The sequence below is a fragment of the Luteibacter sp. genome, assembly GCF_036499525.1.
Classification (GTDB): Bacteria; Pseudomonadota; Gammaproteobacteria; order Xanthomonadales; family Rhodanobacteraceae; genus Luteibacter.
This window is the reverse complement of sequence record NZ_DASYDO010000059.1, coordinates 1-18,087: the sequence shown is the minus strand read 5'-3', so window position 1 is coordinate 18,087 and position 18,087 is coordinate 1. Positions and strand designations below refer to the sequence as shown.

At 67.7% G+C, this 18,087-nt stretch carries 12 protein-coding genes; 4 read left to right on the top strand and 8 right to left on the bottom strand.

Features of this window, described 5'->3' with window-relative positions; translation table 11 throughout:
* The first annotated feature begins 24 nt into the window (after positions 1-24).
* Positions 25-1,773: a phosphoenolpyruvate--protein phosphotransferase gene (gene ptsP / locus VGM71_RS10950; RefSeq protein WP_331544985.1), complete on the top strand. Its 1,749-nt coding sequence runs from the start codon at positions 25-27 to the stop codon at positions 1,771-1,773.
* 624 nt (positions 1,774-2,397) lie between these two features.
* Here the strand turns inward: ptsP and VGM71_RS10945 are convergent.
* Positions 2,398-3,105, bottom strand: coding sequence for a FadR/GntR family transcriptional regulator (locus VGM71_RS10945; protein WP_331544983.1), 708 nt, complete (start codon positions 3,103-3,105; stop codon positions 2,398-2,400).
* A gap of 130 nt (positions 3,106-3,235) precedes the next feature.
* Between VGM71_RS10945 and VGM71_RS10940 the strand changes: the two genes are divergently transcribed.
* Entirely contained in the window at positions 3,236-4,369 is a 1,134-nt protein-coding gene (locus tag VGM71_RS10940; RefSeq protein ID WP_331544981.1) for an aldose epimerase family protein, read from the top strand.
* Positions 4,370-4,474: 105 nt separating this feature from the next.
* Here the strand turns inward: VGM71_RS10940 and VGM71_RS10935 are convergent, their stop codons facing one another.
* The 5 genes from VGM71_RS10935 to xerD form a co-directional block, all read right to left on the bottom strand.
* The gene (locus VGM71_RS10935; RefSeq protein WP_331544979.1) at positions 4,475-5,374 is read right to left on the bottom strand and encodes a DMT family transporter; all 900 of its coding nucleotides are present in this window, start codon (positions 5,372-5,374) and stop codon (positions 4,475-4,477) included.
* Positions 5,371-6,225 (bottom strand): glycosyltransferase family 2 protein, encoded by an 855-nt coding sequence (locus VGM71_RS10930; RefSeq protein ID WP_331544977.1) that lies wholly within the window; start codon positions 6,223-6,225, stop codon positions 5,371-5,373. Before VGM71_RS10930 ends, VGM71_RS10935 begins: the two co-directional genes overlap by 4 nt.
* Before the next feature lie 16 nt (positions 6,226-6,241).
* Positions 6,242-10,105 carry a phosphoribosylformylglycinamidine synthase gene (gene purL / locus VGM71_RS10925; protein ID WP_331544975.1) on the bottom strand — a complete coding sequence of 1,288 codons (3,864 nt, stop codon included), beginning with the start codon at positions 10,103-10,105 and terminating at the stop codon, positions 6,242-6,244.
* A 207-nt stretch (positions 10,106-10,312) separates the two neighbouring features.
* The gene (locus tag VGM71_RS10920) at positions 10,313-11,065 is read right to left on the bottom strand and encodes a DsbC family protein (RefSeq protein WP_331544973.1); all 753 of its coding nucleotides are present in this window, start codon (positions 11,063-11,065) and stop codon (positions 10,313-10,315) included.
* Between the two features lie 87 nt (positions 11,066-11,152).
* A complete protein-coding gene (gene xerD, locus VGM71_RS10915; RefSeq protein ID WP_414675117.1) occupies positions 11,153-12,154 on the bottom strand; it encodes a site-specific tyrosine recombinase XerD in 1,002 nt (333 codons plus the stop codon).
* Positions 12,155-12,165: 11 nt separating this feature from the next.
* Between xerD and VGM71_RS10910 the strand changes: the two genes are divergently transcribed.
* Positions 12,166-12,654 carry an RDD family protein gene (locus VGM71_RS10910; protein WP_331544969.1) on the top strand — a complete coding sequence of 163 codons (489 nt, stop codon included), beginning with the start codon at positions 12,166-12,168 and terminating at the stop codon, positions 12,652-12,654.
* Here VGM71_RS10910 and VGM71_RS10905 read toward each other — a convergent pair.
* Positions 12,647-14,620, bottom strand: coding sequence for a hypothetical protein (locus VGM71_RS10905; protein ID WP_331544967.1), 1,974 nt, complete (start codon positions 14,618-14,620; stop codon positions 12,647-12,649). The genes VGM71_RS10910 and VGM71_RS10905 overlap by 8 nt on opposite strands.
* 59 nt (positions 14,621-14,679) lie before the next feature.
* The gene (locus VGM71_RS10900) at positions 14,680-15,684 is read right to left on the bottom strand and encodes a hypothetical protein (protein ID WP_331544965.1); all 1,005 of its coding nucleotides are present in this window, start codon (positions 15,682-15,684) and stop codon (positions 14,680-14,682) included.
* 302 nt (positions 15,685-15,986) lie between these two features.
* Here VGM71_RS10900 and fusA point away from each other — a divergent pair, with 302 nt between their 5' ends.
* Positions 15,987-18,026: an elongation factor G gene (gene fusA / locus VGM71_RS10895; RefSeq protein ID WP_331544963.1), complete on the top strand. Its 2,040-nt coding sequence runs from the start codon at positions 15,987-15,989 to the stop codon at positions 18,024-18,026.
* The last annotated feature ends 61 nt before the right edge of the window (positions 18,027-18,087 follow it).

The following is an 18,087-nucleotide window of genomic DNA, read 5'->3' as shown; positions in this document are numbered from 1 at the left end:
ACCCCGCCCGCGGATGGAGCCCCTATGAGAGTCGTGCTGACCGGTACACCCGCCGCCCGGGGCATGGCCCTCGGCCGGGCGCGCCTGGTCCAGCCAAGCATCCTCGCGGTCGACATGAGGATGCTTGATGATGCCGAAGTCGGCCCCGAGATCGAACGCCTGCACAAGGCCATCGACACCGCCCGCACCGAACTGCGCGAACTCCGCGGCAAGCTGCACGGCGCGCTGGCCCGGGAAGTGGGCGACTTCATCGACGCACACAGTCTCCTGCTCGACGACGAGGAACTTCTGCGGGGCCTGGACGACCTCGTGGCCGTCGGCCATTACACGGCGAGTGCGGCATTGAAGATGCAGAGCGACCGCCTCGCCGCGGTGTTCGACGCGATGAACGATCCCTACCTGAAGAGCCGCGGCGAGGACATCGACCAGGTCATCGGCCGGGTCATGTCGGCACTGCACCAGCAGTCCAGCCGCGAGGAGCGCAAACTCGCGTCGCGGGTGGGCGAGATCCTCGTAAGCGACACGGTCGCACCGGCCGACATGGCGGGCATGGCCGGCCAGGGCATGCTCGGCGTCATCGCAAGCGCGGGCAGCATCTATTCGCATAGCGCGATCCTCGCGCGCAGCTTCAATATCCCGATGCTGGTGGGCACCCGGGACGCGCTCGCCACCGTCAACGACGACGACCTCGTGCTGATCGACGCGGAGCACGGGGAAGTCATCGTGCATCCCACGGCGCAGGACCTCGCGCGCTACCGGCAATGGCAGCGACAGGTCGCAGCGGAAGGACGCCGGCTGGCGGCGCTGGCCACGGCGCCGACACTCACCCGCGATGGTGCGCACGTGCGCCTTTACGCGAACGCCGAACTGGCGGGCGACGTCACCCTGGCGCGCGCGCGCGGCTCCGACGGTATCGGTCTGTACCGTTCCGAATTCCTGTTCCTGCGCCAGCGCGGGTTGCCGTCGGAAGACGAGCAGTTTGCGGCCTACCGCGATGTCGTGCTTGGCATGGGCGGCCTCCCTGTCACGATCCGCACGCTGGATCTGGGCGCGGACAAGGCCGATGCGGCCGGCCTCGCGATCCGCGGCGAGGACAATCCGGCGCTGGGCGTACGCGGCATTCGTCTTTCGCTACGCTACCCGGACATCTTCAGCGTGCAACTGCGCGCGATCCTGCGTGCGGCCTGCTATGGGCCGGTGCGCATCCTGGTCCCGATGGTGACCCACATCGGCGAGCTTTTCGCGGTCCGGACGCTCATCAAGAAGGCACGCGAAGACCTGTCCCGGCAGGGGCAGGAGCTTCCGGAACGCCTGGACATCGGTGCGATGATCGAGGTTCCCGCCGCGGCGATCGGCGTCACGTCGATCCTCGCGAAGGCGGACTTCCTAGCGATAGGCACCAACGACCTCGCCCAGTACGTGCTCGCGGCGGATCGCAACAACGACGCACTGGAAGGCATCTACGACCCGCTGCAACCGCCGTTCCTGCGCCTGATCGCACACGTGATCGCGAGCGCGCGCCGCGCGAAGAAGCCGGTGAGCCTGTGCGGTGAAATCGCCGGCGACACGCGGTTCACCGCGTTGCTGCTGGCGATGGGCCTGGAGGAATTCAGCATGCACCCGGGCCAGTTGCTAGAAGTCCGCGATCGCCTTACGTTGCTCGACAGCGGCGCGCTCCGCCGTGCGGCGCCACGCCTGTTTCGTGCCCATACGCGCGATGAGGTCGAGGAGCGCTTGCTGGAAGTCGTCGCGAAACAGGACGGTTGCCACTAACTCCGACCCGTCGTTCCTGCGGAGGCAGGAACCCAGCGACTCGGTTGCGCTGCGCTCCGTATCGTTGCCTACGTGATCGGTTAGCCCGCTAACGCGGGCTCGTGCCTTAAGCGGCTTCGCCGCATTTGCCGGCTCGGCTTCGCCATCTGTCGCGCTTTGGCGGTGAGGCAAGGGGAGCCACCGTGGCCATGCATTTGTAGGAGCGCGCCCCGCGCGCGATATCTCATCGCGGCACCCCCGCACAGCTACGGCTCTTGCTAAGTGACGCCTAGCTGCTCACGGGCATGTCCGGCTCCGACCGCAACTGCTCCCACACCACTCGCGTATGCGCATAAGTGGCACAGCCCAACGCCCGGCGCATCAGCATCTCAATAGAAAGTTCTAAAGGGCGACGGCCGTGCGGGGGCGTCGTCGCGAGAAACTGTCGCGCGCAGGGCGCGCTCCTACAAATGCATGGCCACGGTGGGTGGGGAGTCGGCGGGCGTCGCCCTGGGAGCGATTGCGCAGGGAGGCGTAGGCTTAGCGACCAGGGCGACGCGCGGTGGCTCCCCTTGCCTCACGTAGGCGACGGAGCAAAGCGCAGGACAACCGAGGCGCCAGGTCCCCGCTTTCGCAGGGATGAGGTTAGCGACGGCGGGCTTTGCGCACGTTGGCGCGAGAGTCCGCGATCATCGTATGCATCGCCGCCGCGGCTTCGTTAGGGCGGCGACGACGGATGGCTTCATAGACCTCGCGATGATGCGGCAAGGAATACTTGAAGTTCTTCGCCGTGCGCGCGGACATCACGAAGAACGTCGCCAGCGCCGTTTCGATGACCGAGAACAGCGAGCTCAGGAGTTCGTTGTTCGTCGCCATCAACACCGCTTCATGGAAACGCAGGTCGGCTGCCGCCCAGTCGTCGAGGTTTTGCGCGTCTTCCATCGCCTCGAGCGCCTCGCCGATGGCTTCCAGCTGCGCCGGATCGCGCCGGCGCGCGGCGGCCATCACCGCGGCGGGCTCGACAATCTCGCGCATCTCCACCAGCTTGTCGACGAAGTCGTCTGTCGGCATGGACGCGCAGCGCCAGCCCAGAATGTCCGCGTCCAGATGGTTCCAGTAACGCGGGTCACGAACCCGCATACCGGTCTTCTGTCGCGTCTCGATCAGGCCTTTCGCCGCCAGCACCTTCAGCGCTTCGCGCAGCACCGTGCGGCTGACCGCCATCTGCCCCGCCAGCTGGGCCTCGCCTGGAAGCGGATCGCCGGGCTGGAACAACCCTCCCACGATCGATTGGCCGATATCCTCGACGACCTGCGTGTGCAGGTTCCTGGCACTTCCTGTCTTCAACGCCATGGCACCGCTCCCCCGGGATTCCCTTGCCCATCCTAGCCCAGTGCGTCGATGGGCGTTGATGCGGCGCAGCTTGTCAATTGTCCAACAAATGTGATGTGGTCGCCGGGTCCATTCGACAGGAGATATCGCAATGAAGATCGGGACGAGCCTGGCGGCCGCGATCCTGCTGGTCACCAGCGCGGGCGCCACCGCCGGCGAAGCATCGAAGGCCTCGTTCGGCCGGACGCCCGATGGCAAGGAAGTCACCCTGGTGACCCTCACCAATGGCCACGGCATGACTGCGAAGATCCTGTCACTGGGTGCGGCGCTCTACGCCCTGGAAGTGCCGGACCGGCATGGCAAGCCCGGGGATATCGTACTCGGCTACCCCGACCTGAAGGGTACCTTCGCGAAGCCCCAATACTTCGGCGACACCGTGGGCCGCTACGCCAACCGCATCGCGAAGGGCCGGTTCACCCTCGACGGCAAGGCCTATACGGTGCCCGTGAACGACGGCCCCAACTCGCTGCACGGCGGCATGACCGGTTTCGACAAGGTCGTGTGGACGATCGACAAGGTGGAGTCCGGGGCGCGCCCCAGCGTCATGCTCACCTATGTCAGTCCCGACGGCGACCAGGGCTACCCTGGCAAGCTCACCACCACGGCCACCTATACGATCGACGACCAGGACGAACTGACGATCGAATACACCGCCACGACCGATGCACCGACGATCGTCAACGTCACCAACCATACGTACTGGAACCTCGCCGGCGAGGGCTCGGGGAGTGTCATGGACCAGCGGATGATGATCGCCGGCGATGCGTACCTGCCGACCGATGCCACCGCCATTCCCACCGGCGAGGTTCGCAGCGTGGCCGGCACCGATTTCGACTTCCGCAAGCCAAAGGCGATCGGGCGCGATATTCGCGACGCGAAGGAGCAGCAGCTCGTGTTCGGCCGCGGCTACGATCACAACTGGGTCATCTCACGGAAGGAAGCCGTGCAGCCGCGTGAAGTGGCGCGGGTGAGCGATCCGAAGAGCGGCCGCGTCCTGTCGCTCTGGTCGGCGCAGCCGGGCTTGCAGTTCTATTCCGGCAACTTCCTCGATGGCACGACATCAGGGAAGTCGGGTGGGGTCTACCGTCAGGGCGATGCCTTCGCGCTGGAACCCCAGCTATTTCCGGATACACCCAACCAGCCGGCCTTCGGCTCGGCCCGCCTGGCGCCGGGGAAGACCTACCGGAACCTGATGATCTACAAGTTCTCGGTTTCGAAACCGTAAGAGCGCACCTTGTGCGCGACAGCTTTTAAGGCCGTGCCTGCGAGCCGGCGCGCAATGGTGCAGACCGAGGCGAAGGGCTGTCGCGCACCGCGTGCGCTCCTGCCTTCAGACCTCGTGGTGGAGGGCTTCTGCCGGTTTCCGGCGGAAGCGTGGTGCCAATTCCACCATGTACATCGCGGCCAGCACGAGCGCGCCGCCGCCGAGCATCCGGGTAGTCAGCACGTCCACGCCGAGGAGCACCGCGAAGCCTGCGGCGAATACCGGCTCCGTGGTCATCACGATGGCCGCGCGGGTGGCGGGCATGTGCGCCTGCGCCCAGGTCTGGATCAACATCGCCAGCGCACCGGCGATCAGGGCCATGTAGAGCACGGCGATCCACGCCTTTCCGTCCGGGGGCAGCGACGGGCCGCCGTGCGGCAATGTGATGGCGAGGCAGACCGCGGCGATGCCGAGCATCTGGATCGCGGACATGCCGAAGGCATCGCCGGGCCTGGACCAATGCCCGAGGCCTACGATGTGCAGGGCATACAAGGCCGCGGAGGCCAGCGTCAGCAGTACGCCGGCATCCACTTCGAAGCCGTTGAGCGCCAGCACGCCCAAGCCCAGCATGGCGAGCAGCACGGCCAGCCACGTCGTCCATGCCATGCGCTGGCGGAACAGGAGGAGGGAAAGGATCGGCGTAATCACCACGTACATCCCGGTGACGAAGCCGCTGACGCTCGGCGACGTACGCGCCAGGCCCTCCGTCTGCAACCACTGCGCTACGCCGTAAAGCACGCCCAGGGCGAGGCCGCGCAGCAGCTGCGCGCGGCCCAGTCGCAGCAGCGGAAGGGCGAACAGGACGAGCATCGCGACCGCGGCGATGACGAAGCGCACCGCGAGGAAATCCGCGACAGGCATTCGTCCGACCACGTCCTTGATGAGGACGAAGGTGGAACCCCAGATGGCCGTGACCGCCAGCAGGCCCAGCGTGGCGAGACCCGCCCCGCGCGTCGAACCGTTCACCGGCGCTTCCGCAGGAGTTGGCCGGGAACCTTCAGCAGGAAATGCGACCAGATACCGAGCCAGACGGCGGCACGAGCGAGCGGATGGCGCGCCGCGGGATCGTGCCGGCGGAACCACAGGTACATGCTGCGATGCTTGTGTCGGCTGACGAACACCGGTCGGTGCCGGCTGGAACCGCCCTTGCCATGAAGCACGCGCACGTCGCCGGCTAGCAACACCTTGTAGCCGGCATCGCGCGCGCGGCGGCACAGGTCCATGTCCTCGCAGTGCAGGAAGAACGTCTCGTCGAAACCACGCAGGCGCCCGAACACGTCGCGCGGCATGAGGACGATGGCGCCCGACACGATTTCGACCTCTTCCGCGCCATCGGGCATCGGACCGCGGATGTCGACCCCGGCGTCGCCGCCCCGCCCCAGCTTGGTGGCGAGGGAACGGCGCAGCAGCGGATCGCGCCGCCGCGATGCTGGATCGGGATGGCCCTCCGCGTCGCAGACCACCGCGCCGACCATGCCGGTATGCGCATCGAGGTGCGCCGCCATGCGGCGGATCGTATCCGGGTCCACGAGGCAGTCGGGGTTGAGGACGAGCAGCCGCTCGCCGCGCGCTTGCGCGGCGCCGCGGTTCACGGCGGGACCGAAGCCCAGGTTTGCGCGGTTGTAGACCACGCGAACGCGATCGTCGTCCGCATGCGCACGATCGATCGATTCCGGCACGCCATCGGTGGAACCGTTGTCGACGACGATCAGCTCCACCGGCACGTCGCTCGCGAGCGCGTGTTCCACGCATTCGCGCGTGAAGGGACCGCTGTCCGCGAGGACGATGACGATGCTGGTGAGAGGTACGGTATCCATCGGCGGACGACCGGCCTCAGCCCACCCAGGCACGCGCGTTGCGGAACATGCGCATCCAGGGCGAATCCTCGCCCCACTGTTCCGGATGCCAGCTCATTTGCGCGCTGCGGAACACGCGCTCGGGGTGCGGCATCATGATCGTGACGCGGCCGTCGGCCGCGGTGAAGGCCGCCAGTCCGCCGGGCGAACCGTTCGGGTTCAGCGGATAACTCTCGGTGGGCTTGCCGCGGTTGTCCACGAAGCGCGCGGCCGCGTGACTCTTCGACGGGCTGCAGACCATCGGGAAGTGCACCCTGCCCTCACCGTGTGCCACGGCGACGGGAATGCGCGAACCGGCCATGCCGCGGAAGAAGATGCTGCCCGAGTCGAGGATCTCCAGCGTGGCGAGACGCGCTTCGTATTGCTCGGACTGGTTGCGCAGGAACTGCGGCCAGTGCTTCGCATCCGGAATGATGTCCTTCAGTCCAGACATCATCTGGCAGCCGTTGCAGACGCCGAGGGCGAAGCGGGTGCCGTCCTCGAAGAAGCGCGCGAACTGTTCGCGCAGCGCGTCGTTGTAGAGGATCGACGTGGCCCAGCCGCGACCCGCGCCGAGCACGTCGCCATAGGAGAAACCACCGCAGGCCGCCAGGCCGATGAAGTCCTTCAGGTGGTGGCGGCCGGTGGCGAGGTCGGTCATGTGCACGTCGACCGCGTCGAAGCCGGCGCGGCTGAACGCCGCCGCCATTTCAACCTGGCCGTTGACGCCCTGCTCGCGCAGGATAGCCACGCGTGGACGGGCACCGGTACCGATATACGGCGAGGCGATGTCGTCGGACGGGTCGAAGACGAGTTTCGGCGAGATACCGGGATCGGCATCGTCAAGGCGCCACTCGTTTTCCTGGTCCGCACTTTGCGGGTTGTCGCGCAGGCGCTGCATCGCATAGCTGGTTTCGTTCCACACGCGGAACAGTTCGGTCCAGTTCCACTTGAACGTCGTTTCGCCGCCCAGCTGGAGCTTGATGCCAAGTTTTTCCTTCGGACGGCCGACGTTGTGCGTCATGCCGGCGAGGTTGTACTTCACCAGCAACTGCTCGAACGCTTCACGATTGGCGGATGCCACCTGCACGACGGCGCCGAGCTCTTCGTTGAACAACGCGCGCAGCGTCGCCTCGGCCCAGCCATCGAGGCGAAGCTCGAGGCCGCAACGGCCCGCAAAGGCCATTTCCAGAAGCGTGACGATGGCGCCGCCGTCGGATCGATCGTGATACGCGAGGAGCAGGCCGGCGCGATTCGCCTCCTGGACCAGCTCGAACATCGCGCGCAGGCGCTTCGGATCGTCGAGGTCCGGCGGTACGCCGCCGCCGCGATTGAACACCTGGGTGAGCGCCGAACCGCCAAGACGGTCGCGGCCCGCACCCAGGTCGATCAGCCAGAGATCGGTATCGCCACGGTCCAGCCTCAACTGTGGGGTGAGCGTGCGGCGCACGTCGTCGACCCGCGCGAAGCCGGTGATCACCAACGACACGGGCGACACGGTCTTCTGCGCCTTGCCGTTGTCGTCCGTCCATACGGTCTGCATGGACAGCGAGTCCTTGCCGACCGGAACCGAGATGTCCAGCGACGGGCACAGCTCGATGCCCACGGCCTTGACGGCATCGAACAGCGCGCCGTCCTCGCCCGGATGATTCACGGCGGCCATCCAGTTCGCGGACAGGCGAACCTCGTCGAGTTTCATCGATGCCGCGGCGAGGTTGGTGATCGCCTCGCCCACGGCCATGCGCGCGGCGTCGGCGCTGGAAAGCAGCGCCACGGGCGCACGCTCGGCCATCGCCATGGCTTCGCCCGTGTAGCCTTCGAAATCGGTCATCGTGACCGCCACGTCGGCCACCGGCACCTGCCACGGACCGACCATGGGATCGCGTGCGTTCAGGCCACCGACCGTGCGGTCGCCGATGGTGATGAGGAAGTTCTTGCTGCCCACCGCGGGCAGGCGCAGCACGCGCATCAACGCCTCGTCCATGCCGATGCCGGTGAGGTCGGCGACGAGGTCGACGCGCGGCTTCACGCGCTTAGCATCGCGATGCATGCGCGGCGGCTTGCCGAACAGCACGTCCATGCGCAGGTCGATCACGGTGATGTCGCTGCGCGGATCGCGCACGATCAGGCGCGGCTCTTCCGTGGCTTCGCCGACGATGGCGAACGGGCAACGCTCGCGGGCGCAGAAGGCCTCGAACAGCGCGAGGTCCTCGTTGCCGATGGCAAGCACATAACGCTCCTGAGACTCGTTGCTCCACACCTGCATCGGCGAGAGGTTCGGATCGTCGGTAGGAAGCTTGGACAGATCGATGATGCCGCCGACACCCGCGTCGTTGAGGATCTCGGGAATGGCGTTGGACACGCCGCCCGCGCCTACGTCGTGGATGCTGACGATGGGATTCTCGTCGCCGCGCGCCCAGCAGGCGTCGATCACCTGCTGGCAGCGCCGCTCCATCTCGGGGTTGTCGCGCTGCACGGAGGCGAAATCCAGTTCCGCGCTCGAGGTGCCGGACGCCACGGAAGACGCGGCCCCGCCGCCGAGGCCGATGAGCATGGCCGGGCCGCCGAGCACGATCACCTTGTCGCCTGCACGAACCTTGCGCTTCAGCACGTGGCCGGGACGGATCGCGGCGAGGCCGCCGGCGATCATGATCGGCTTGTCGTAACCGCGGCGAACGCCCTTGTCGCCGGTTTCCTGCTCGAACGTGCGGAAATAGCCGCCGAGGGCCGGGCGGCCGAATTCGTTGTTGAACGCGGCGGCGCCCAGCGGGCCGTCACGCATGATTTCGAAGGCGGACGCCATGCGCGGAGGCAGCGGGCGATCCTTCTCCCACGGACGCGGCAGGCCGGGAATGCGCAGGTGCGACACGGAGAAGCCGGTGAGGCCGGCCTTCGGCTTGCCGCCGCGGCCCGTCGCGCCCTCGTCGCGGATTTCGCCGCCGGCACCGGTGGCGGCACCCGGCCACGGCGCGATGGCGGTGGGATGGTTATGCGTCTCGACCTTGATCGCATACGGCGCGGCTTCGGCCACGGTACGAAACACGCCGTCCTGAGGGCTGACGAACAGGCGCTTGCCTTCGTAGCCTTCGATCACCGCGGCGTTGTCGTGGTACGCGGACAGCGTATGCGCCGGCGACTTCTGGTGCGTGTTCTTGATCATGCCGAACAGCGACGATTCCTGCGTCGCACCGTCGAGCGTCCAGGTGGCGTTGAACACCTTGTGCCGGCAGTGCTCGGAGTTCGCCTGCGCGAACATCATCAGTTCGGCATCGGTGGGCGCGCGGCCCATTTCCGCATAGCGCGCGGCGAGGTAGTCGATCTCGTCGTCGGCCAATGCAAGGCCGAGTTCGCTGTTCGCTGCCGCCAGTGCGGCGTGCGCGTCGCTGCCCATGTCGATACGGCCCAAGGGGCCGGGCTCGCCGGCGAGGAACAGGCCGCTCGCCTGCTCCAGCGCGTCCAGAGGGGACTGCACCATCGGATCGCGGAAGGCGGCCATCACGGCGGCATGCGCCGGATGATCCGTCGCTGGCATACCGGTGACGCGCCATGCGGTGCCGCGCTCCACGCGACGCACGTCGAAGCCCGCGCCATGGAGGATGTCGGTGGCCTTGCTCGACCAGGGCGAGATGGTGCCCAGGCGGGGCACGACCCAGAAGGTGGCCTCCTCCGGCGCGCCGCTCTTCGCCTCCAGCACCGCCAGCAGGCGCGCACGCGCGTCGCCCTCCGGCGCGGCATCGGCGTCGACGAAATAGGTAAACCATGCGGCCTGCACCCGCGTCCCGTGATGCAGGGCATCCAGGTGGGCGTTCAGTCGTTCGAGGCGAAAAGGCGAGAGGGCGCTCTGCCCGTCGAGTGCGATCATGCGGGGGGGGAAAGGCGCAGAAGGAAAACGCCCATTCTACATGATGTTGCGAGGCAGCATTGGGAGCCACCCCCTGGTCCGCTCCGCCAGTAGGAGCGCGCCCTGCGCGCGACATGTTTTGAGGCCGTGTCCCGGGGCTGGCGCGCCAACTCCAGGACTGGCGCGAAACGCCGTCGCGCGCAGGGCGCGCTCCTACCGGACCGCTCCTTAGCCGCCGTGGCCCACGGTGCCCGCCGGGGCTTGCAGGGCCTGGAGCAGCTGGGCCGGGGTGACGTAGCCGCCGACCACATCGCCGTTCTCGGTCACGATGGTGGGGGTGCCGTTCACGCCCAGGCGCTCGCCCAGTTCAAAATCGTCCTTCACGGGGTTGGTGCACGTGGCCGCCTTGGGCGTGGCGCCCTTCATCGCCTCGTTGAAGGCGTTCTTGCGGTCGGCGCTGCACCAGACCGACACGGCCTTGGTGTAGGAGGGAGTGTCGTTGCCCGCCGTGGTCTTGATGCCTTCGCGCGGCCAGAACACGTATTCGACGGCGATGCCCTGCTTGATGAACTCGTCGATGTGCGCGTGCAACTGGCGGCAGAAGCCGCAGTCGACGTCCGTGAACACAGTGACGGTGTGCTTCGGTTTGTCCGGTGAATAGATCAGGCGCTGCGAGGCCGGCACCTTGGCCAGCGCCGCCTTGCGGGTGGCCGCCCAGCTGGCCGCGCTGAGGTCGGTCTTCGCCTGGAGATCTATCAGGTTGCCGTTGAGCATGTAGCGGCCGTCCGCACTCACGTAGACCATGCGGCCTGAGGCGACCACCTGGTAAAAGCCTGCCATGGGCGCCGGAGCGATGCTGTCCACCTTGATGCCGGCGCCGAGGGACTCGACGGCGTCGCGCACGGCCTTCTCGTTGTCGGCCGCGCAGGCCGTCATGGCGAACGCGCCAGCCAGGAGCGCGGGCAGGATTTTCTTCAACATCGGTACCACTCCATCTGTCACCGGGGGAAACGCGGGCCACGATTGGAACACGAGCGCCGCGTTCGGTTCCCTCGATTGTGGCACGCCTCAGCCGCGCGGGTGGTGCTGGGCGTGGAGCCGCTTCAGGCCTTCCTTCGCCACCAGGGTGTAGATCTGCGTGGTGCTCAGGGCGCTATGCCCCAGGAGCATCTGGAGGGCACGCAGGTCGGCACCGTGGTTGAGCAGATGGGTGGCGAAGGAATGGCGCAGCACATGGGGCGACACTCGGGTGGCCGGGATGCCCACCTGAAGCGCGTAGCGTTTCACCAGGGTCCAGAACATCTGCCGGGTCATCGCGGCGCCCCGCCGCGACAGGAACAACGCCTGGGGCTGCCCATGGCCCTCGGCAAGCAGCGGTCGGGCCCCGCGCAGGTACGTTTCCACATGGACCAGCGCTTCCTCGCCCACCGGCACCAGACGGTCCTTGCCGCCCTTGCCGGTGATACGCAGGACGCCCTGCCGGGGGTTCAGGCCGGCCAAGGGAAGATCCACGAGTTCCGACACCCGAAGGCCGGACGAGTACATCAACTCGAGCATCGCGCGATCGCGCATGCCCAGTGGCGTCGATGCGTCGGGTGCGACGATCAGCGCCTCGATCTCGCGTTCGGCCAGCGCCTTGGGCAGGCTGCGCGGCATCCGTGGCCGCTGCATCAGGAGCGTGGGATCCTCGCGCTTCCCTTCGTCACGGGCCAGCTGGGCGTAGAAGCGCCGGAAGGCCGACTGACGCCGCGCCATGCTTCGCACCGACACCGGCTGGCTACCGTGGTAGCCCGAGAGGTCATCGCGCCGGGCCGTGGCCAGCGCGCGTCCGCGCCCCGCGAGCCAGCGCGCGAGTTGCTGCAGGTCGCGCCGGTAGGCTTCCAGCGTACGGTCGGCAAGGCCGTCCTCGGCCCATATGCGCTCGATGAAGCGCTCGATCAGGCGGGCATCGTCGGCGGAGGGTTCGGCGGGGACGACTTCGTTCACGTCGGGCACGGAAAGTAGGAGGTGACGTCGACATGGTCGCACGCTTTGTCCGCGGCCTTGTGCACAATGGAAGGATGACGACATCAGGGGAACCGATGACAACGACTGCACCCGCGCCTGCCTGGCGCCGTTTCGCCGCCATCGTCTATGACGCATTGGCAGTGATCGCCATCGTGATGGTGGTTGGCCTGCTGGCGCAGTTCGCCATGGAGGGCGCGCTGTTCGACGCGAAGGGTCACCTCGCGGCGTGGTGGTATCAGCCGCTGCAAGGGCTCGTCGTGGGCGCTTACTTCCTCGTTTCCTGGGTGCGCGGCGGGCAGACCCTGGGCATGCGGCCCTGGCGTATTCGCGTCACCGACGCGGAAGGCATGCCTGTCACGTGGCGCCGAAGTCTGGCGCGTCTCGTCGTGGCCGCGCTGCCGCTCCTGTTGCTCACGGTCTATCCACTGACATCGCTGAAAATCGCGCTGTGGGCACCGGTCGCCGGCTGGGCGGTGCTGCTGTTACCGAGCCTCTTCGATCGCCGCCGCCGGGCCATCCACGACATGGTGGCCCGAACCGAGATCCGTCCCCTCGTTACTTGAACTGATCGCTGGCCGGCACCCACGAACCGGAATTAGCGGACGGCACCGGCACGTTGATCTTGATCGATGCTTCGCAGCCGGCCGGCAAGGGGCCGCCGGCGACGCGAGCCGTGGCGCAGAGGGCGGTGTTGTCCAGCGCGACGGGCGCCGCGGCCACCGTCGTGCTGTTCGCCGGCGGCAGATTTTCCGCGAGGGGTTTCGTCGGCGCCATGGTCTGAACCTTCGCCAGTTCCTCCTGGCTCGCCGGCTTGGACTGGCCGGCACCGCTACAGCCGAAGGTGAACAGCGAGACGGCCTTCATGGCGCCGCCCTTGTCGCCGGCATTGCCGGGCCCGGCGACGCAGTCGAGACGGATGCCGCGCGGCAGCGAGATCGTCGTCCGCACCGTGGTCGCCTCCACACCGTGGCGGATCGCCGTGTCCACGGACGACTCGCCTTTCGGTGTCCATGCGCCGTCGAAACGCGTGGCCTTGTAATCGATGTGTACCCGTGAGCCCGACTGCGGCAGGAGGTTGCCGCGCGGCTTCAGCTCCACGTAGGCCCCGCTCACCTGACCCGTCTTGTCGCCCTGCCCGCCAGCGACGCCATCGTCGCGCTGCGAAATGCCGTTGGCGCCAGTCAGGCGCTCGCCCTCGTCGACGCCCTTCGCGGCGCCCGGCTTGCCGGTTTCAGCGGCAGCGCCCGGTGTGTTAGAGCCAGAGGCTTCCGCCGTGGTCTGGCCGGGAACGATGGGCTCGGCCGGAGGGCCTTGCGCCTCGCCCTGTTCCGCCGGATTCCGCGCCGTGGGCTGGCCCGCTGCGATGTCGCCGGGCGCCTGGCCGGGCGGTGCCGGTGTCGTGTCCACGCCAGCCACGGGCCGCTGCATGTCGGTGGCTGTGACCGTTGGCGCCTGGACCGCGGGACGCACATCGGCCACCTCGGGCGCGGCGACGTCAGGCTTCGCCGTTGCATCGGGCAAAGGCACCGCCTGGAGTTCGGCGCTGGCTTCGACAGCCGGGGCCTGTACGGATTCGATCGATATCTTCTGAGGGACCGGGCGGGTGTCGATGGCAAGGTCGGGCTTCGGTGCCGTGGGCTCGCGCACGACGTCGGGCAACGGCGTGTCCTGCGGGGCGGGCGGGGCGGACGATTCCTCCACCTCCGGCCGTGGCACCGTGGCCAGCGTGATCGCCGTCGTGGGCACGGGCGTGGTGCGTTCCGCCGTGACCGTGGGCGGTGTCGGCGTGACGGCCATCTGCGCAGCGGGCGTTTCCGGGAGCGCCAGCGATGCGGGCGGCGGCATCGGCGCGGTGCCTTCGACCTGCGCCTTGCGCACAGGTTCGGGCTGGAAGCGCGGCGGAATGACCTCGGGCTTCGGCGTGTCGACGGCGAGATCCGGCGGCGCCGGCGTCGGCACCGGCACCTTCTCCCGTTCCGGTTGCGGCGGCGGCGCCTTCGGCTGGGCGATCGGACGCTCGGCCACGGCGACGACGCTCGGCGGCGGTGCGCTGAGCTTCACGTCGGGCTTCACACGGGGAGGCTGAGCGGCCGGCACGGCGATCGCCGGAAGCGGCCTGGCGGCCGAGGCGACCGCCGCTGCGCGAGAACCGCCGGACGCGTGGCTGGCTTTCGACCGCGCGGTATTCCAGCGCGTCTTCGCGGCGGGGGCCTTCGACGGCGTCCCGCGCACCGGCGGCACGGGCGGCGGCGGCTTGTCGATGAGCCGCACCCGCAGCGCATTCTCGTCCGGCTGATCGGGCGGCGGCGGCAGTACGTCGTAAGCCGGCCCGAGGATCATCCCGAACAGGAACGCCACATGGACGAAGAGAGTGCCCACCCAGCCGAAAACGCGAAGCAGGCGGTCGCGCGGTTTCTCGCGCAGGCGGCGCCTGTAGACCAGCGCGCGCATCGCCGCCTCCCGTGGCGACACGGGCAGCGAGTTCGCGGCGATCGGGCGATCGCTGTCCGGCTGGAACGTCTTCGGCATGGGCTGCTAGTGTCCATGCTGCGACGACGACACACAATCGGCACGAGTCCGAACAGGATCTACTTGCCTGTACGCCGCTCGCGCTCGGCGTTTTCCTGGTCCATCGCCTTCAGCGGAATATCCGACGAGCAGCCCTGTGGCAGGGGTTTTTCGGCGCGGAAGGCCGCGATGCACTCGGCCTCGGACGGGGGCGTGGGCTGGCCGGGAAGGTCCTTCGCGAGCGGGCTCGCAGGGGCCATGTTGAGGCGTACGTCGCCGTCCTTCTTCGCCGCCTTCGACGGATCTTCGCCGCCGCACCCCACGGGCAATACGAAGAACACCGTGGCGCATTTGATCCGAACGCCGTGACCCAGGTCGATGGTCTTCTTCACCGTGGTGGTTTCAATCGCGCGACGCAGGCCCTTGTCGAGCACGTTTTCGTCGCGCGGGGCCCAGTCCTTCTCGAAGCGGGTCTGCGTGTATGTCACCGTGGTCTTGTGCGACATGATCCCGCTATTGTCAGTGGGCTTGCGCGCGACGAAGTCGGCCTGCGTGGTCGCGCCCGGACCCTGCTTCGGCATGACGATGCTCCCGTCCGGCGCGAACAGCGCCGGACGCGGCGCCTGGGCTTCCGGTGCCGGCGTGTCGACCTCGGCGGGCGGCCGCGGCGGCTCCCTGGAGCGTTGCGGCTCCGGTCGCGTGGCTTCGGGCGAGCGGACCTTGGGCGGTGGTTCGACAGCGGGCGGCGGCGGTACCTCGACAACCGGCGGCGCGGGGCGCGGCGGATCGATGAAGCGGACCTCCAGCAGGTCGTTGCGATCCACCGGCGGCACAAAGCCGACGAGCAGCCGCGGCTGCATTTCGTAACGGACCACCATCACCAGCAGGATGTGAAGAATGATGGCCGCGACCATCGCCAGCACGCGGAGCAGGCGCTCCCGCGGCGGCGGACGACGGCCGATGGCGTGAAGGGCGACCAGCGTGGCGGCATCGATCGGCAGCAGCCCGCGCGGGCGCGGCGAGGCCTCCGGCTCCAGCCGGTGGGACTCGACGAATGGCGGTGGCGCCTTGCCGGGGTATTGCACGCTGCGAAATCCTATGGGCCGCGTGGAAGAAGTCGAACAGATTAGCGGCGAACCGCTAAACCCAGCGTAAGCCCCCGCCCTGTGACCGTGTTGGCACCGGAAGATTCCCTTGCCCCTTGATTCCCACGGCGGGAAGGAGAAGGCTTGGGGACGGGCCCAGCCCGAATACCGCCATGACCGTCCGGACTCCGGACGACCGTGACGGCCCGCCATCGTCACGCCTGGGAGGTGTGCGAGAAGGCGACGCCGATCATGACGCCGCGTTCCCCATGCCGTCCCCTTCCACAAAGGAGGGTCGCATCGTGTCGCCATCCACGGAACGCATCCGCAGCCTTGCCCTCGCCGGCCACGCCGGGGCCGGCAAGACCACCCTGTTCGAAGCCATGCTCCACGCCGGCGGCGCACTGACCAGCATCGGCAGCGTCGAACGCGGCAGTACCGTTTCAGATACCGATCCCATGGAGAAGACGCGAGGCCATTCGATCGACGCGTCCATCGCTTCCATCGAGCGCAATGGTTATCGCATCCACCTGCTCGACACCCCCGGCTATGCCGACTTCCGCGGCCCCGCGCTGGCCGCCCTTGCCGCTGCCGATACGGTGGCGATCGTGGTCAATGCCGCCAACGGTATCGAGCACGGCACGCGCAGCATGATGGCCCACGCGAAGGAACGCGGTCTCGCCCGCATCCTCATCGTCAACCGCATCGACGCCGACGGCTTGGACCTGCCCGCGCTGGTGGACGAGTTGCGCGAGGAATTCGGCAACGAATGCCTGCCGCTCAACCTTCCTGCCTCGAAGGGGCATTCGGTACGCGACGCTTTCTTCCAGACGGGGGGCGACACCGACTTCTCCTCGCCGGGAGAAGCGCACCAGCGGATCATCGACCAGGTGGTGGAGATCGACGACGAGGTGATGGAGCACTACCTCGAAGCCGGCGAATCGTCACTCACTCCCACCGAGATCCGCAACGCGCTGGAGCACTGCCTGCGCGACGGCCACCTCGTGCCGATCGTCTTCACCGGCGCACGCGAAGGCGTCGGCGTGAACGAGCTGCTGGAACTGGTGGAGCGCATCCTGCCCTGTCCGCACGAAACCAATCCGCCGCCCTTCCGCGATGCCGAAGGCACGCCGTTCGCCGTCGCCGCCGATGCGGACAAGCACGTGGTCGCGGACGTGTTCAAGATCGTCAACGACCCCTTCGTCGGCAAGCTGGGCGTGTTCCGCGTATGGCAGGGCACGGTGCGCAAGGACTCGCAGCTGCTGGTCGACGACGGGCGCAAACCATTCAAGGTGGCGCACCTGTTCCGCCTGAAAGGACGCGAGCATGTGGAGGTGGACGAAGCGCTGCCGGGAGACATCGCCGCCGTGGCGAAGATCGACGATATCCACTTCGATGCCGTGCTCCACGATGCCGCGGACGAGGGACGGATCCATCTGGAGCCGGCGGCCTTCCCCGCGCCCATGTACGGGCTTGCCGTGGAGCCCGCTCACAAGGGCCAGGAGCAGAAGCTCTCGCAGGCCCTGTGCAAGCTGGCCGAGGAAGATCCGTGCTTCCGCGTGGAGCACCACAAGGAACTCAACGAAACCGTCGTGCGCGGGCTGTCGGACCTGCACCTGAAACTCATGCTGGAGCGGATGAAATCACGCTACGACGTCGACGTGATCACGCACCCGCCGCGCATCGCCTATCGGGAAACCATCGGCGCAGGCGCGGAAGGCCATCACCGGCATAAAAAACAGACCGGCGGTGCGGGCCAGTTCGGCGAGGTGTTCCTGCGCGTGGAACCGCTGGAACGTGGCGCGGGCTTCGTCTTCGACGACGAAACCAGGGGTGGCGTGATCCCGGGACAGTTCTTGCCGGCGATCGAGAAGGGCGTGCGCCAGGCGCTCGACGGTGGGGCGATCGCGGGGTATCCCATCCAGGACGTGCGCGTGATCGTCTATGACGGCAAGCACCATCCGGTGGACTCGAAGGAAGTCGCCTTCATCAGCGCGGGACGCAAGGCCTTCCTGGATGCGGTATCGCGTGCGCGGCCGCAGGTGCTGGAGCCGGTGGTGGATCTCGAGGTATCGATCCCGAACCACTATGTAGGCGACGTTACCGGCGGCCTCGCGTCGAAGCGCGCCCAGATCATGGGCACCGATTCGCTACGCGGTGGCGAGACGCTCATCAAGGCGCGCGTGCCGCTGGCGGAGCTGATCGACTATCCGACGCAACTGAAGGCGATGACGGGCGGGCTGGGCCGCTACGCGATGGAGTTCAGCCACTACGACACGGTGCCGCCCGGGGTGCAGAAGAAGCTTTCGGAGGCGTGGAAGCCGAAAGTGGAAGAAGACTGATTGTAGGAGCGCGCCCTGCGCGCGACAGCTTTTCGCGACCAGGCCACAGGCCCTGTTGTTC

Excerpts from the sequence above, each read along its gene's own strand:
- ptsP (WP_331544985.1), top strand. The coding sequence starts at position 25 with ATGAGAGTCGTGCTGACCGGTACACCCGCCGCCCGGGGCATGGCCCTC.
- VGM71_RS10945 (WP_331544983.1), bottom strand. The coding sequence starts at position 3,105 with ATGGCGTTGAAGACAGGAAGTGCCAGGAACCTGCACACGCAGGTCGTC.
- VGM71_RS10940 (WP_331544981.1), top strand. The coding sequence starts at position 3,236 with ATGAAGATCGGGACGAGCCTGGCGGCCGCGATCCTGCTGGTCACCAGC.
- VGM71_RS10930 (WP_331544977.1), bottom strand. The coding sequence starts at position 6,225 with ATGGATACCGTACCTCTCACCAGCATCGTCATCGTCCTCGCGGACAGC.
- purL (WP_331544975.1), bottom strand. The coding sequence starts at position 10,105 with ATGATCGCACTCGACGGGCAGAGCGCCCTCTCGCCTTTTCGCCTCGAA.
- VGM71_RS10920 (WP_331544973.1), bottom strand. The coding sequence starts at position 11,065 with ATGTTGAAGAAAATCCTGCCCGCGCTCCTGGCTGGCGCGTTCGCCATG.
- xerD (WP_414675117.1), bottom strand. The coding sequence starts at position 12,154 with ATGTCGTCATCCTTCCATTGTGCACAAGGCCGCGGACAAAGCGTGCGA.
- VGM71_RS10910 (WP_331544969.1), top strand. The coding sequence starts at position 12,166 with ATGACAACGACTGCACCCGCGCCTGCCTGGCGCCGTTTCGCCGCCATC.
- VGM71_RS10905 (WP_331544967.1), bottom strand. The coding sequence starts at position 14,620 with ATGCCGAAGACGTTCCAGCCGGACAGCGATCGCCCGATCGCCGCGAAC.